The organism is Muribaculum gordoncarteri (assembly GCF_004803695.1).
Lineage (GTDB): Bacteria > Bacteroidota > Bacteroidia > Bacteroidales > Muribaculaceae > Muribaculum > Muribaculum gordoncarteri.
Window position 1 is genome coordinate 1,662,018 of sequence record NZ_CP039393.1, and the last position, 15,805, is coordinate 1,677,822.

General features: G+C 50.3%; 14 protein-coding genes. 7 read left to right on the top strand and 7 right to left on the bottom strand.

Features of this window, described 5'->3' with window-relative positions; translation table 11 throughout:
- Positions 1-16: 16 nt before the first annotated feature.
- From E7746_RS07380 to E7746_RS15260, 4 genes are all read right to left on the bottom strand, one after another.
- Positions 17-1,399 (bottom strand): bifunctional UDP-3-O-[3-hydroxymyristoyl] N-acetylglucosamine deacetylase/3-hydroxyacyl-ACP dehydratase, encoded by a 1,383-nt coding sequence (locus tag E7746_RS07380; RefSeq protein WP_123396916.1) that lies wholly within the window; start codon positions 1,397-1,399, stop codon positions 17-19.
- Between the two features lie 21 nt (positions 1,400-1,420).
- Positions 1,421-2,452 carry a UDP-3-O-(3-hydroxymyristoyl)glucosamine N-acyltransferase gene (gene lpxD, locus E7746_RS07385; protein WP_123396915.1) on the bottom strand — a complete coding sequence of 344 codons (1,032 nt, stop codon included), beginning with the start codon at positions 2,450-2,452 and terminating at the stop codon, positions 1,421-1,423.
- 123 nt (positions 2,453-2,575) lie between these two features.
- On the bottom strand, positions 2,576-3,418 hold the full coding sequence (locus tag E7746_RS07390; protein ID WP_136410357.1) for a CvfB family protein: 843 nt from the start codon (positions 3,416-3,418) through the stop codon (positions 2,576-2,578).
- Between the two features lie 3 nt (positions 3,419-3,421).
- Positions 3,422-3,568 (bottom strand): hypothetical protein, encoded by a 147-nt coding sequence (locus tag E7746_RS15260; RefSeq protein WP_238337145.1) that lies wholly within the window; start codon positions 3,566-3,568, stop codon positions 3,422-3,424.
- A gap of 57 nt (positions 3,569-3,625) precedes the next feature.
- Between E7746_RS15260 and rsmG the strand changes: the two genes are divergently transcribed.
- The 7 genes from rsmG (at position 3,626) to purT (ending at position 10,899) form a co-directional block, all read left to right on the top strand.
- Positions 3,626-4,243, top strand: coding sequence for a 16S rRNA (guanine(527)-N(7))-methyltransferase RsmG (gene rsmG / locus E7746_RS07395; RefSeq protein WP_123397017.1), 618 nt, complete (start codon positions 3,626-3,628; stop codon positions 4,241-4,243).
- 15 nt (positions 4,244-4,258) lie between these two features.
- Entirely contained in the window at positions 4,259-4,900 is a 642-nt protein-coding gene (locus E7746_RS07400; protein ID WP_136410358.1) for an MBL fold metallo-hydrolase, read from the top strand.
- Positions 4,901-5,711: 811 nt separating this feature from the next.
- A complete protein-coding gene (locus E7746_RS07410; protein WP_136410360.1) occupies positions 5,712-6,560 on the top strand; it encodes a prephenate dehydratase in 849 nt (282 codons plus the stop codon).
- Entirely contained in the window at positions 6,550-7,737 is a 1,188-nt protein-coding gene (locus E7746_RS07415) for a pyridoxal phosphate-dependent aminotransferase (RefSeq protein ID WP_136410361.1), read from the top strand. Before E7746_RS07410 ends, E7746_RS07415 begins: the two co-directional genes overlap by 11 nt.
- A 15-nt stretch (positions 7,738-7,752) precedes the next feature.
- Positions 7,753-8,832: a bifunctional 3-deoxy-7-phosphoheptulonate synthase/chorismate mutase type II gene (locus tag E7746_RS07420; RefSeq protein ID WP_136410362.1), complete on the top strand. Its 1,080-nt coding sequence runs from the start codon at positions 7,753-7,755 to the stop codon at positions 8,830-8,832.
- A 6-nt stretch (positions 8,833-8,838) separates the two neighbouring features.
- Positions 8,839-9,612 (top strand): prephenate dehydrogenase, encoded by a 774-nt coding sequence (locus tag E7746_RS07425; protein ID WP_136410363.1) that lies wholly within the window; start codon positions 8,839-8,841, stop codon positions 9,610-9,612.
- Positions 9,613-9,708: 96 nt separating this feature from the next.
- Positions 9,709-10,899 (top strand): formate-dependent phosphoribosylglycinamide formyltransferase, encoded by a 1,191-nt coding sequence (gene purT / locus E7746_RS07430; protein WP_136410364.1) that lies wholly within the window; start codon positions 9,709-9,711, stop codon positions 10,897-10,899.
- Between the two features lie 4 nt (positions 10,900-10,903).
- Here the strand turns inward: purT and E7746_RS07435 are convergent, their stop codons facing one another.
- The 3 genes from E7746_RS07435 to E7746_RS07445 all read right to left on the bottom strand — a co-directional run bounded on the left by E7746_RS07435 (position 10,904) and on the right by E7746_RS07445 (position 15,732).
- A complete protein-coding gene (locus E7746_RS07435; protein WP_136410365.1) occupies positions 10,904-12,931 on the bottom strand; it encodes an AAA family ATPase in 2,028 nt (675 codons plus the stop codon).
- A 74-nt stretch (positions 12,932-13,005) separates the two neighbouring features.
- Entirely contained in the window at positions 13,006-14,652 is a 1,647-nt protein-coding gene (locus E7746_RS07440; protein WP_136410366.1) for an OmpP1/FadL family transporter, read from the bottom strand.
- Between the two features lie 45 nt (positions 14,653-14,697).
- A complete protein-coding gene (locus E7746_RS07445) occupies positions 14,698-15,732 on the bottom strand; it encodes a hypothetical protein (protein WP_136410367.1) in 1,035 nt (344 codons plus the stop codon).
- Positions 15,733-15,805 lie beyond the last annotated feature (73 nt).

Below are 15,805 nucleotides of genomic sequence, written 5' to 3' on the forward strand. Positions count from 1 at the left end.
TATAATAATGATGTGATTATTTATTCTTTACAATTTGGGCCATGAATTCGCACTCGGTAACAATCTTCTCGCCCACGAATGCATAGCCCTTCATGATTGCACAGCCTCGGCGCAAGGGAGTCATGAATGAAACGTGGAATATGAGAGTGTCGCCCGGAACCACCTTGTTACGGAACTTCACGTTGTCAATCTTCATGAAATAGGTTGAATACTTCTCGGGATCGTCGACGGTGCTGAGCACAAGCAGTCCTCCGGTCTGAGCCATCGCCTCGACTTGAAGCACACCGGGCATCACAGGTTCCTGAGGGAAGTGCCCCACAAAGAAGGGTTCATTGCCTGTTACATTCTTTACGCCCACGATGTAGTTGTCGCCTTTATCGATGATTTTGTCCACAAGCAGGAAGGGGTAACGGTGAGGAAGCAACTCGCGTATACGGTTAACATCCATCAGCGGCTCTACCGACGGATTGTATATCGGGGCCTGCAGTTCCTGATGCTTGATCTCCTTGCGTATCTTCTTGGCAAATGTAGTGTTGATTGAATGTCCGGGACGGGTGGCTATCACCTTGCCGCGCATCGGACGACCGATGAGTGCGATGTCGCCCAGTACATCAAGAAGCTTGTGACGGGCGGGTTCATTATCGGCCAGCAAGGGGAAGTCGTTTATATAACCAAACTCGGTGACATTCTTGTGGGGAACGCCCATAAGGTCGGCAAGACGGTCGAGCTCCTCCTGCTGCATGGGTGAGTCGTAGATCACTATTGCATTGTCAAGGTCGCCGCCCTTGATGAGATTGCCTTTTACAAGCGGCTCAACCTCGCGTACGAATACAAATGTGCGGCTTGCGCCTATTTCACGCGAAAAGTCATCAAGCTTGTCAAGCGAAGCATATTGGTTAGTCAGCACGGGAGAGTCAAAAGAAACCATCGTGTCGATGCTGAACTCATCGTCGGGAAGCACAACTATCGACGAACCGGAAGTGTCGTCGCGCACCTCTATCTTCTGTTTTACAACGTAGAAGTCCTTGTCGGCATTCTGCTCCTCTATTCCGGCTTCGATTATCTTTTCGCAATATACCTTGGCACTTCCGTCAAGGATGGGAAGCTCGGGAGCGTTCAGCTGGATGAGGCAGTTGTCGATGCCGGCAGCATAAAGCGCAGCCAGAGCATGCTCGATGGTGCTTATGCGAAGGTCGCCTCTACTGATTACGGTGCCGCGAGTTGTGGCTGTGACATACTCGGCAAGTGCATCGATGACGGGTTGCCCCTCCATGTCAAGACGCTGAAATTTATAACCGTGGTTCTCAGGTGCGGGAAGGAAAGTGGCCTCTATCATCAAGCCGGTATGCAATCCTTTACCATTAACCTTAAATGATTCCTTGAGCGTACGTTGTTTCATTGTTATGAGTATGAATTAATATTATTTTTTCGATTGATTGAGTTGTTTCTCAAGCTCGGCTACACGTTCATATAGCTTTCCGAGATTCTTTACATGCACAACCTGGCGGGCAAAGTCGCTGTAGTCGGTTGACGGATAACCCATAATGCGGCTGCCGTCTTTTACACTCTTGGGTACGCCCGACTGGGGACCCACCTGAACATTGTCGCCTACATGTATGTGTCCCGAGAATCCGGCCTGACCGCCAACCATGCAACCGGAACCTATCTTTGTTGATCCGGCCACACCAACCTGCGAGGCCATGACGGTGTTGCTGCCCACTTCACAGTTGTGGGCTATCTGTATGAGATTGTCGAGTTTCACGCCCTTGTGTATGCGTGTACTGCCCATAGTTGCGCGGTCAACCGTAGTGTTGGCGCCTATCTCAACATCGTCGTCAATCTCTACATTGCCAATTTGAGGTATCTTGTTGTAAACCCCGTTGACCGGAGCAAATCCGAAGCCGTCGGCTCCTATCACAACTCCGCTGTGCAATATACAGTTACGGCCTATCCTGCAACCGTGGTACACCTTGACTCCGGGATACAGGATTGTGTTGTCGCCTATGACGGCATTGTCGCCCACATAGCATTGGGGATATATCTTAACGCCTTTTCCTATCGTAACACCCTTTCCTATATATGAAAAGGCGCCTACGTATGCGTCATCGGGAACTGTTACTCCTTCAGCCACATGCACAGGCGACTCAACGCCTACAGGCTGCGGAGCGGTGAGCTTGCTTACCATGCTCAGCAGCTGAGCCACGGTAGCATACGGGTCGTCGACCCTTATCAATGTAGCCTTAACGGGATGTTCAAGGACGAAATCACGGCCTATGAGCACCACCGAGCTACCCGTATCATATAGATAATGTGCATATTTAGGGTTGGCGAGAAAAGAAATTGCGCCCGGACGGCCTTCTTCAATCTTAGCAAACGTGCTCACTGTTGCCGAGCCGTCACCTTCGACAGTGCCATTGACCAAGGCAGCAATTTGAGTAGCTGAAAACTCCATTATTACTATATTTACCTGTTGGATGTTAGTTTTAATATGCAAAGTTGCGCAAAATTTTTCACACTTAGGCTAAAATATGATTTAAAAATGCCTTATAAAGCCTTATATTGACAGCAAATTCAATCATTTATCGGCAATAAGCCTCAACCCGTCTTCAACCAGTGCTATTTTGCCTTGCTTGTAAAGCTGGCCTATGGCCTTCTTGAAGTCCTTCTTGCTGCAGCCGAACACTACTCTTATTTCATCGGGTGAAGAGTTGTCGCCCATCGGTGAAAAGCCATTGTTCATTTCAAGATAGCGCAATATGGCACGCTCGGCTGTAGCCACGCGGTCATATTCATGCGAGCGCAGCGTCAGGTCGATTTTCCTGTCGGGACGAATGTATTTCACACGCGCGTCGATAGTCTGGCCTATTGCTATGTCGACATATATGTCGCCGTTGTATATCATTCCGCTGTAGAGGTTGTCGACAATGACCTTGTAGCCTATGTCGGTGCGCTGCAGCACAAGCGCCTTCACCTCGGCACCCGAGCGATAGTCGGGAATTCGATTGTTCAGGAAACGCTCTATGCGGGCCGAAGCCACTATTCGCTTTGACGAATCGTCAAGATACACGTAGACAGGATAGCGGCGGCCGGGATACATCTTCATCTTCTGTTCGCGATAAGGACACAGCAGATGCTTGGTAGGAAGTCCCCAGTCAAGAAATGCTCCGGTAGAATTGACATCGACAACACGAAGAAATGCAAACTGTCCTACCGTTACGTAAGGCTCCTCGGTAGTTGCAATAAGCCTACCCTCCGAGTCCACGTAAACAAACACCCTCAACTTTTGGCCTACATCGGGATTTCCCGGCACATATCGTTGAGGTAAAAGGATATCGGTTCCGTCACCATCAGTCAGATAGATTCCAAAATCGACTTTTCGAGCGACTTCAAGCTCGTTGTAATCTCCAATTTTAATCATATTTCACAAAATTACAACGATTGAGCCATGATTGCAAACAAAACAGCCATATTTACAATATTTAGTACCGTCTGCGACATAGGCGGCAACCGCCTCATTTGTGTCGGCAATCACAATACCGAGCCGATTTTTTGCCATGTTATCATCCATGATAGACTTAAAAACGTTATCTTTGCGTAGGATAACATTTCAACCCCGACCAAGATGATAGATACGATTCTGAAATATTTCACCCTCACCGACAAGCAGAAACAACAGTTTGAACAAATCGGCAACCTCTATCCCGAGTGGAATGCCAAAATCAATGTCATTTCACGCAAGGATATCGACAACCTGTGGGGGAATCACATCCTGCACTCATTGGCGATAGCCAAGTTCATCAATCCGGTCACGGGCACTACATTTCTCGACATGGGCACCGGTGGCGGATTTCCGGGAATACCTCTCGCCATAATGTGGCCCGAATGTAAGCTTCACCTGATTGACCGCATAGGTAAAAAGATAAAAGTAGCGCAGGACATAGCTCAGCAAATCGGACTTGACAACGTGACATTCCAGCACGGCGACATAGGCGAATGTCGCAACACCTACGACTTCGTGGTGAGCCGTGCCGTGATGAGGCTCGACGAGCTGCTGCCTCTAATCAAGAAGAATGTGAGCCGCACATCGCGCAACGCCTACCCCAACGGACTGATATGCCTGAAGGGCGGTGACTTGTCGAGCGAACTTCACGGGATAAAGAATCCCGTAATCGAAGAGCCGCTTAACCGTTACTTCGATGAGCCGTTCTTTGAAACAAAAAAACTAATTTATGTCCAAATCTAACAAATCAAAATTACCATGTTGAAAATCAAGACTTTTACATTCAATATGTTTGGGGTCAACACCTATATAGTGTGGAACCCCGACACCCGTGAGGCCGCAATAATCGACCCGGGCATGATAAACGAGGATGAGCAGCTTGCACTCGACCGCTTCATCAAAAACAACGACCTAACCGTAAAGCAGCTCATAAACACACACATGCATGTCGACCACATATTCGGCGACATATATGTCAAAAACAAATACGGAGTCGATGTACAGGCATGCCCCGATGACTCATTCCTCGGTGAACGTGCCGCAGCGCAATGTCGCATGTTCGGCCTGCCCGAAAGCATATCGATGGTAACGATAGACCGCCGGCTTCAGCACGGCGACACCATAGAAATAGGCGGAGAGAAAGTGGAGGTGCTTGGCGTACCCGGTCACTCACCCGGCAGCATAGTCCTCTATTTCCCCCAATCCAAATGGGCCATAACCGGCGATGTGATATTCAAGTCGAGCATCGGCCGCACCGACCTCGTAGGCGGCAATCACCATCAGCTGATTGACGGCATACGCAACAAGGTTCTCACCCTCCCCGGCGACACCATCGTCTATCCGGGACACGGCGATCCCACCACGATAGACCGCGAAGAGCGTCACAATCCGTTTGTATAAGAGCCGGTACGACCATAAATATTAACGGCAGGGCGGTCAATTGTTGAGTGATTTTCTTTAGCTCTTGAGGGAGCGATGGGGCTCCATCGTGACCGAAAGAGATGAAGAAAAGCACCAACGAGTGGCCGAGGCGAAGGTAACTTTCGTCCCATCAAATATCGGGGCAGCATCTTCCACTGACATCCGGTGTAAACCAAATATGCAATAGCTGTGAATATCTTATAGGGGTCTGTCCGTTCCTTTCCATGGAAGCCTGACAAAAACTTACGGATGCGCTTCCGCCGGCAATGCTTAAACTTTATTTTCATGGAGCCAATGATTCATGTTACTGAGATATAACACAAATCAAACCTTTTCCCTTTTGGTTGAACCAAAATTACCATCGCCTCGCATATTGCGGGCGCTTTTCCGTCTGTTTGTCAGTCGTGTACATCCAGTACACTCCTTCCTCGCAGACCAAAAAACGCTCCGCACTATGCGACCCTGCCGTTAATATTTATTGTCGAACCGGCTCTAAAATCGCCGGTTCATGCGTCACGAAGCATTTTTCGCAAATAATTGTTGAACTTTTCAAGAAATTTGTTGCAAGTTTAAAACTTTTACCATACTTTTGCATCGCAATTATAACTAAAGCAGAAACAAATGACACGATTTTACGCATATTACTTTTCTTACTTTTATTTCGCAAGAAATTGAAGCGGGATGAGGCGCGCGTAAAATTGCTCAATAAATCATCTTTAAGACATCACCGTAAGTCCCGCTCCTTTAACAAGGTCGGGACTTTGGTTTTATAATGACACTGAATGAAACAATGAAAAAACGAGTAACAATTCAAGGAGTGGCGGGATGCTATCACGATGCGGCCGCCCGCAACTATTTCAGCAACGAGGAAATCGAAACAATACCCTGCGACTCATTTCAGGAGATGTTTGACCATCTTGCAACCGATGCTTCATTGCTGGCCATCCTGGCCATCGAGAACACCATAGCGGGATCGCTGCTGCAGAATCACGAATTGTTGCGCAAGAACCAGACTCGCATCATAGGCGAATACAAAATGAGAATATCGCACACTCTTGCAGCGCTGCCGGGACAGTCGATCGACCAGCTCACCGAAGTCAACTCCCATCCCATGGCATTGCGACAGTGTGAGCAGTTTCTACTGCGTCACCCCAACATGAAGATGATTGAGAAGTTTGACACGGCAGGAAGCGCAAAGGAGATTGCCGAAAACAATCTGCTCGGACATGCGGCCGTGTGCGGTGAATATGCCGCTGAGCTCTACGGGCTCAACATCCTTGAGCGTAGCATCGAAACCAACAAGCGCAACTTCACCCGCTTCCTTATTCTCGCCGACCCGCTCCTCGCCGCCGAGATAGGCCCCGACGAAAGCAAGATAAACAAGGCATCAATCGTATTCACAACTCCCCACACCAAAGGAGCGTTGTCAAAAGTGCTCACCATCCTGTCGTTCTACGACATAAACCTGTCAAAGATTCAGTCGATGCCCATACTCGGGCGCGAATGGGAATACCGATTCTACGCCGACTTCACATTTGACAGTTACGCTCGCTACCGACAGTCAATCGAAGCAATCAAACCGTTAATCAACGACCTCCGTATTCTTGGAGAATATACCGAATGTAAAAATGAAATCTGAATCAACAACACAAATAGTTCCGGCCAAACGAGTGTCGGAGATACAAGAATATTATTTTTCACGCCGACTGCGTGAAGTGGCACAACTCAACGCTCAGGGTGCCGACATCATATCGCTCGGAATCGGAGGTCCCGACCGTCCGCCCCACAGCTCGGTTATATCGACACTTGCCGACGAAGCCGCCAAGCCCGGCAACCACAGCTACCAGCCCTATGTAGGCATTCCGCAACTGCGTCAGGCAATGGCCGACTGGTACAACCGTTGGTATGGCGTGACACTAAACCCCGACACCGAGATTCAGCCGCTCATAGGCTCTAAGGAGGGAATACTTCACGTTTCGCTCGCATTCCTGAACCCCGGCGACGGCGTGCTCGTGCCCAATCCCGGCTACCCCACCTACACTTCGGTAAGCCGACTCGCACAGGCTGAGATATTCAACTACGACCTCACCGAGGAGGGCGGATGGATGCCCGATTTCGATGCTCTTGAACGCCTGCCCCTCGACCGCATCAAGCTCATGTGGATCAACTACCCCCACATGCCCACCGGAACTCCGGCATCGCTTGAGCTCTTTGAGAAGATTGTAGCTTTCGGCAAAAAGCACAACATAGTCATAGCCCACGACAACCCCTACAGCTTCATCCTCAACGAAAAGCCGTTGAGCCTGCTGCAGGTCGACGGAGCGCGTGACATAGCCATCGAGATGAACTCGATGAGCAAGTCACACAACATGGCCGGATGGCGCGTCGGCATGCTTGCATCCAATCCTACATTCATCAACTGGATACTCAAAGTGAAGTCCAACATCGACTCGGGACAATTTAAGCCGCTCATGCTGGCCGCAGTCAAGGGACTGGAAGCCGACAAGGATTGGTATGACGAGGTGAATGCCACCTACGCGTCACGGCGCAAGGTTGCCGAAGAGATAATGTCGGCGCTTAACTGCACATTCGACCCGCGCCAGAAAGGATTGTTCCTGTGGGGACGCATACCCGACGACGAAGCCTCCAGCGAGTCGCTCGCCGACCGAGTACTCTACGAAGGCCGCGTATTCATCACCCCGGGATTCATATTCGGAAGCAACGGCGACCGATACATACGCATATCACTGTGCGCCACCGAGGAGAACATGCGCAAGGCGCTTGACCGTATCAACAAAATGAATAACAAACAATAAACACTACATAAAATTATGAATGATTTAAAGCCCATCCTTCCCGATGGAATAGAGATGCCCCACCCGCTGATAATAGCAGGTCCGTGCAGCGCCGAAACCGAGGAACAAGTAATGAACACCGCCCGCGAGCTGGCTCGTAACGGCATCAAGATATTCCGTGCCGGTATATGGAAACCGCGCACCAAGCCCGGAGGCTTTGAAGGTATAGGTGTAGAGGGTCTTGAATGGCTCAAAAGAGTAAAGGCCGAAACAGGAATGTTGACCGCTACCGAAGTGGCAACCCGTCAGCATGTCGAAGCTGCATTGAACGCAGGTGTCGACATCCTGTGGATAGGAGCCCGCACATCGGCCAACCCCTTCGCAATGCAGGAGATAGCCGACTCTCTTGCCGCCGCAAAGGTCGACATACCCGTACTTGTCAAGAATCCCGTAAACCCCGATCTCGAACTGTGGATAGGAGCGTTACAGCGCATCTACAATGCAGGCATACGCCGAATTGGCGCAATACATCGCGGATTCAGCTCCTACGGAAAGCATCTTTACCGCAACCTGCCCCAATGGCACATTCCCATCGAGCTGCGCCGCCGCATGCCCAACCTGCCCATAATATGCGACCCCAGCCACATTGGCGGAAAGCGCGAACTTGTAGCTCCGTTGTCGCAGCAGGCACTCGACATGGGATTTGACGGACTTATAATCGAAAGCCATTGCGACCCCGACTGCGCATGGAGCGACAAAGCTCAGCAGGTAACGCCCGATGTGTTGAACTTCATTCTCAACACCCTTGTGCTCCGCGACTCAACCGTAACGACCGAAAGCCTCACCCTTCTGCGTCAGCAAATCGATGAACTCGACAACGAGCTTCTTGAAGTTCTCAACAAGCGCATGAGAGTGTCACGCGAAATAGGACAATACAAGAAAGAACATAGAATGCCGGTACTGCAGATAGGCCGTCACGACCACATAATGCAGACACGCGCAAAGCTTGCCGAAGAGATGGGCATGAGCGGAGAATTCATGAAGACGGTGCTCGCCGCAATCCACGAGGAATCGGTGCGCCAGCAGATAGAGGTGTTCAACGACCGCACAAAATAACGCGCTATGAAGATTTTGATTATAGGAGCGGGAAAAATGGGCTCGTTCTTCTGCGATGTATTGTCGATGAAGCATGACATAGCCATCTATGACACCGACCCCAAGCGACTCCTCTTCACATTCAACTGCCGCCGATTCAACAATCTTGAGGAGATTGACGAATTTGCGCCCGACCTCGTGATAAACGCCGCCACTGTAAAATACACCATCGAAGCGTTCAACAAGGTACTTCCCCATCTGCCCGAGAAGTGTATACTTAGTGACATCGCATCGGTAAAGACGGGTCTGCCGGAGTTCTATGCCAAATGCGGACATCCTTTTGTATCGACCCACCCGATGTTTGGCCCCACATTTGCATCGCTCAGCAACCTCAGCAACGAAAACGCCATAATAATTGCTGAAAGCGACCATCTCGGCAAGGTGTTTTTCAAGGATCTCTACAATGAGTTGCACCTGCACATCGAGGAGTACACCTTCAGTCAGCATGACGAAACGATAGCCTACTCGCTTTCAATACCGTTTGCCTCGACACTTGTGTTTGCCGGCTGCATGAAACACCAGGATGCTCCGGGCACGACATTCAAGCGTCACCTGATGATTGCCAACGGGCTAATGAGCGAGGACGACTATCTGCTCAGCGAAATTCTCTTTAATCCGCACACATCGGGTCAGCTTGAAAAAATACAGGCCAAGCTGAGCCAACTGCAGGTAATCGTCGAGAATCATGACTCCGAGGCAATGAAGCACTATCTTGAAGAGGTGCGCAACAATCTGAAATAAATCGCGTCACTTGGGGCTCGTTTTATGAATTTTGTATAATTTTGCATAATGTAATTTTGTGCATTACACATCTCTTGTTACATCATTATTTCATATATGACTAAAATAGGTTCAGTTATGACGCCGGTAGGACGCAAAGCGTTACTGCTGGGCAGTGGAGAATTAGGAAAAGAAGTTGCTTTGGAACTACAGCGTTACGGCGTGGAGGTGATTGCTTGCGACCGTTACGCCAACGCTCCGGCCATGCAGGTGGCTCATCGCAGCTATGTGTTCAACATGCTTGATGCCGATGAACTGAAAGCCGTCGTTAAGCGCGAAAATCCCGACCACATCATCCCCGAGGTCGAGGCCATTGCTACCGGAGCATTGCGCGAACTCGAAGCCGAGGGATACCATGTAACGCCTACAGCTCAGGCCGCATGGCTTACAATGAATCGCGAAGGCATTCGTCGTCTTGCAGCCGAAGAGCTCGGACTTCCCACCTCACGCTATAAATTCGCATCCACATTTGAGGAATTCAAGGCGGCTGTCGAGGAGATAGGACTGCCATGCGTCATAAAGCCGATCATGAGCTCATCGGGTCACGGACAGAGCGTAGCACGCAAGCCCGAGGACATTGAGCGCTCATGGCACATATCACAGGAAGGCGGACGCGCCGGAGCCGGTCGCGTAATCGTGGAAGGATTTGTCGATTTCGACTACGAAATAACACTGTTGACTGTGCGCAGCTGCTCGGGAACAACCTATTGCGAGCCCGTAGGTCACATTCAGGTCGACGGCGACTACCGTTACTCATGGCAGCCTCAACCCATGACCGCCAATGCACTCAACCGCGCAAGAGAGATCGCCCGAAAGATAACCGACGCTCTGGGAGGCTATGGAATCTTCGGTGTAGAGCTCTTCATCAAGGGTGATGATGTAATATTCAGCGAAGTGTCGCCCCGTCCCCATGACACCGGTATGGTCACAATGATTTCACAGGATTTGAGCGAATTCGGACTTCATGCACGCGCCCTTCTCGGTCTTCCCGTGCCTGCAATCCGTTTCTACGGTCCTTCAGCGTCACGTGCCATCGTTGTTGAAGGCGACACCGACAAGGTGGAATTTGAAAATCTCGAACAGGTACTCGCCGAACCGGGTGTACAGATACGCATATTCGGCAAGCCCGAAGTTAAGGGACATCGCCGCATGGGTGTAATCCTTGCAACCGACGAGTCGGTAGAGGCAGCACGAGCAAAAGCCGAACGTGCCTACAATGCACTAAAGGTCAACGTACTGCCGCGCTGATATATTACGACTTAGGCTTGCGGCCTTTAAACTTCTTACGCAGCTTCTTTGCCATTTCATTATGGTGGGAAGCTGCGTTCTCTTCTCCTATCGACTCATATAAGTCGGCAAGGCGCTCATGCACCACGGCAATTTCATCGTCGATTGACAATGCAATGAGAAACCAGTTCATAGCCTCCGACAGATTTCCGGCACGCATATATATTTCACCGAGCGACATCGGAGCATCGAATTCATCGGGACGCAGCTCATAAACACGCTTGAACCAGGGAATGGCCTCTTCATCGTTACCCACCTCTACATACATGCGTCCATTGCCCCACATTGCCTCCACACAATCGGGACATAACGACAACGCCTTGTCATAATTGGCCAAGGCTGGAGTCGGGTCAAACCCTTCACGCCTACATTCATCGCCCATCGACACATATTCCAACGCCAGTTTCTCAAACTTCTCTTTGTCGTCATTGACCTGTTGCTGCAAATCAGCAACCATCGACCTGTAGCGGCTGAGTCGTGAAAGCTTCATGCGCGCAAAGCGCATCAGCACCGTGTTGTCAATCTCGTTGCGCAGCCTCATCGCGCTTATGAACAGCTCGAATGCCGAGGCGGCATCGTCACGTTCAATAGCGTCAAGCGCCTGCGAATAGAGGTCATCGGCCTTGGCGCGTTCAAGAGCCGAGTCGATAAGCTTCTTGTCGTTGAACGATCGGCTGAATGTAATTATTTCGGGGTTGACAAAGACATCACGCTGGTTGATTGTGCTCAACAGCGACAGTCCGCCAAGGCTGCGACATCGGCTTAACGCCACATAAGCCTGACCTCCGCTGAATGTGCCGCGACCTATGTCGATCACCACATCGTTAAATGTCAGTCCCTGGCTCTTATGTATCGTAAGCGCCCACGCAAGCTTCACCGGATACTGTACGAACGAGCCAAGCTCCTTCTCTATTACCTTGTGGCTTTTCTCGTCATATTCATACTTTATATTACGCCAAATTGCAGGATCGAGCACATGCTTTTCACCCGATTCAAGCTCCACCATGAGCGTGTCCTCATCGGCCATGTATATTCGTCCAAGCGTACCGTTGACCCATCGCCGGTCAATGTCGTTCTTGATGAACACAACCTGCGCTCCCACCTTCAATGTCAACGCCATCGAGGTAGGCAGCGAGTTTTCGGGAAATTCGCCTGTTATCGTACCCTGATATGTTATTTCGGGGGTCTTCAGATGTCGCAGGCGTTCATCGTTTATCGAGTCGACCATGTCACGCTTGGTTGCGAGCGTCATCACCATGCGCCCGTCATCGTCATGCGACGCGGGAATTATGCGTGAATTCAGCAGCTTCATGTCATCGGTCGATGCACGGCCAAGCCTTATCCGGTCGAGAATAGCTATGAACTCGTCATCGTTCTGCCTGTAGATTTTACGTAACTCCACCGACACGACATTCAGCTCATCGAAAGCTTTAGCACAGAAGAAATAGGGATGGCTGTAGTAACGCCCGAGCAGGTCACGCATGTCGCCCGTCACCACCGGTTCGAGCTGAAATATGTCACCTACGAGCAGGAGTTGCTTGCCGCCGAACGGCTCACGGGGATTGTCGGAATACACACGCAGTACCTTGTCGATGAAATCTATTATGTCGGCTCTCACCATCGATATTTCATCGATTATTATCAGTTCAAGCTCCTTGAGCAGTTTCTGATGACTCTTGGAGTACTTCATGCGTGACTTCAGCCGGTTGCGCGCAAACTCCGGATCGTCGGGCAACAGCGGCTTGAACGGAATCTTGAAAAATGAATGAAGCGTGACACCTCCCACATTGACTGCCGCAATTCCGGTAGGAGCAAGCACTACATGCTTTTTACGGGTATTGTTGCATATATATTTAAGGAATGTCGACTTACCCGTTCCGGCCTTTCCTGTCATGAAAACCGACTGACGGGTGAACTGCACGAGTTTCCACACATTCTGAAACTCAGCGTTGTCAATGTCTATCTTCTCTATGTTATTTTTCTTCCGTGCCATTGCTAAAAAATCAAGGGTGCCAACCGGCTTTCATGTCGGGTGGCACCCTTGAGTGCAAAGTTAATGAAATATTTTTAGAACTTGTATCCTATACTCAGCACAACTTGATTGTTGTTGTCGACAAGCGATGCTGTGGGTGAAGTTTCAAGAATTACGCCGTTCTCGATGAGCGGAGAGAATGCGTGGTAAGAGCTTTCGCGACGCTTGTGAACGTAGGCAAGGTCGGCATAGAATCCTCCTGTGCGGAATCCAAGACCGCAAGTGATGTACTGGGTAGTCTTGTCAAATGTGTAGCTCGGAATTGTTCCGGCGGTCCACACTGCCTCACGGCCCGACGAAGCCTCTTCCTTAACAGGCGACGACTCGTAGCTGTAACCGGCACGAAGGCTGAATTGCGGAGTCACCCTGTACTCGGCGCCAAGACGAAGGATGTTGGTACCCTTGTAGTAACGCTTTACATCGGAAGTGACATCGGTGTATTCGTTTCCGTCGACATCCGAAAGTTTCATTGTCTGGGTTCCGCGGTATTCATAATCAAGACTGAGAATACCCTGACCGCCGATTACACCTGCAACACCCACCATCATACGCCACGGTGTGCGCATGTCGTAGTCGTTCCAGCTCTCATATCCGTCATTGGTCATAGGATAGTCCTTGCTTGTCGATGCGTTCTCGGCAAAACGGCTGTCATTAGGAGTGTATCGGTAGTCCATCGTTGCATAGTAGGTATCGGTCATCTGATACCATGTGGGAGTGTGTACGGCAAATCCGATACGCAACTCATTGATGGGCTTGAATATCAATCCGAACTTCACATTGAAACCTGTACCGGTAGAGTTCAGATAGTTGTCAAGACGATAGTATCCCTTGCCTCGTGTCTGATAGTAGGGGTCGGCACCGTTTGTCGCGTTAGCGGCCTGCGCTGCTATGTATGCATTGTCGAGGTTTTCGTCATAGTAGCTTATCTGGGTAAAGTCGATGTCGGTTATACCGAAACCAAGACCCCAATACAGCGTATTGTAGATGTTACCTCCAAAGTTTATGGCATACTCGTCGATGTAACCCTTCTGCCTTACGGCGTAGGATGCACTGCCGGTAGTGCCGTCACCCATCAATCCTTGGAAGTTGTTTCCGCTCGCATCGGGATTTATCACGAATCCCTGATAGGAAAGGATGCTCAGCCAGGGAGCATAACTGTCGACATAGGGATTATAGTCCTTGCTGCTCGACAGGTCATCGGAGTTCCAGCCCTCGCTGTTGGTAGCTGCGGCCACCAAGTTACTCAACGAGGCATCAAGCGAACCGAATCCGCCGCGATACACGCGGTCCATCGACACGGTGCGTGAATAAGTGGCTCCCCATGAGAAGGTAGGCATCACATCACTGTAAAGATGCGTGGTACCGATATATCCGAAGTTATTAAATGTAAACTTTGTGTGGTCATCAGTCATCTTGACTCCCTGAGCCTCGGTGGTAGCCGACTGAAAATTAAGATTAAGCGTAAGCCCTATCTCGCTACTGCGATATATGCCTATACCGGCAGGATTCTGGTTAAGCGTCGACATGTCACCGCCAAGAGCGGTGAATGCTCCGCCCATCGACATGAATCGTGCCGTTCCCCTCAAATCGGAATGCGACAGTTGATAAGCATCGACGGCGGCCTGAGCCATCGCCATAGCCGGCAGAACGCCGGCCACTGCTAATGCATAAAGCTTCTTCATAATTCTCTAATAATGAGTTGAAAATAATTTTAAGTTCTATAATCGTTAACGACGACCGCCACGATGACTTCCACCACCGCCGCCTACACTTCCACCTCGCGAACCACCGCCGAATGAACCACGGCTCGGGCTTGAATAGGACGGAGTGGAGTATGAGTTACGGGTATTACGATTGCCTGTAGTGGTGCCGAATCGATTAGAATTGCTGTTGTTCTGATGATTAGGCGTAACTGTAGGACGAGAATTTGTGTGTGACGACTGTCCGGGACGATAGTTGCCTACTGAACCGGGACGGAAACCGTTGCCACGGTTATTGGATGTACCGGGACGATAATTGCCCGATGATCCAGAAGTTACATGGCTCAATCCGGTGTAACCGTTGCGCACACCTATCGGGCGACGACCATTGGGAGTGTAATCACCACGGTGCCAGGCGACAGGACCGCCCCAGCCCCACGAGGGACCCCAACCGGGACCACCCCAGCCCCATGACGGACCCCAGCCCCACGACGGGCCCCAAGCCCATGAAGGACCCCAGCCCCATGACCAGGACCATGACGGACCCCAAGCCCACGAAGGACCCCAGCCCCAATCCCAGGGATCCCAGTACCAAGGCGAGTACCAACGGTTCCAAGCCCATGAGGGGCCCCAATATCCGGGTGAATTTATGATAATGTTCACCTCGGGCTGTGAATAGTAGTAATCAACGAGTTCAGGGTCATTGATTGTCGACACAATGTCGTCATTGTGGAAACGCTCAATGCGTCGTGTGTATTCAAATCCGTCCTTGCTCATCGCTTGACGAGTGGTGTCATTAGTTGCATACTGGCCACGGCGATTGTACTCATCGACGCTGCGGGTCGATGTTCCGCTCACCTTATACGCATCGGAGCCGGGCATGTTGTGTCCGCCCAATGTGGGATCGTAATTATTCTGGTAATAGTAGTCCTCGTATACAGGCTGCTGCTTTTTGGGCTTTGCCTGCTTGGGCTTTGTATCCTTTGATGCGTCGTAGTAGATGTCATCATCATAGTAACTCTGAGCCGAAGCGACAAAAGCCCCTCCGGTTAAAAGTGCCATTAATAACAATACCTTTTTTGCTTTCATAAGACTCAATAATTAGTTGTTTTTCAAAATCTTTCATCATCTTGGA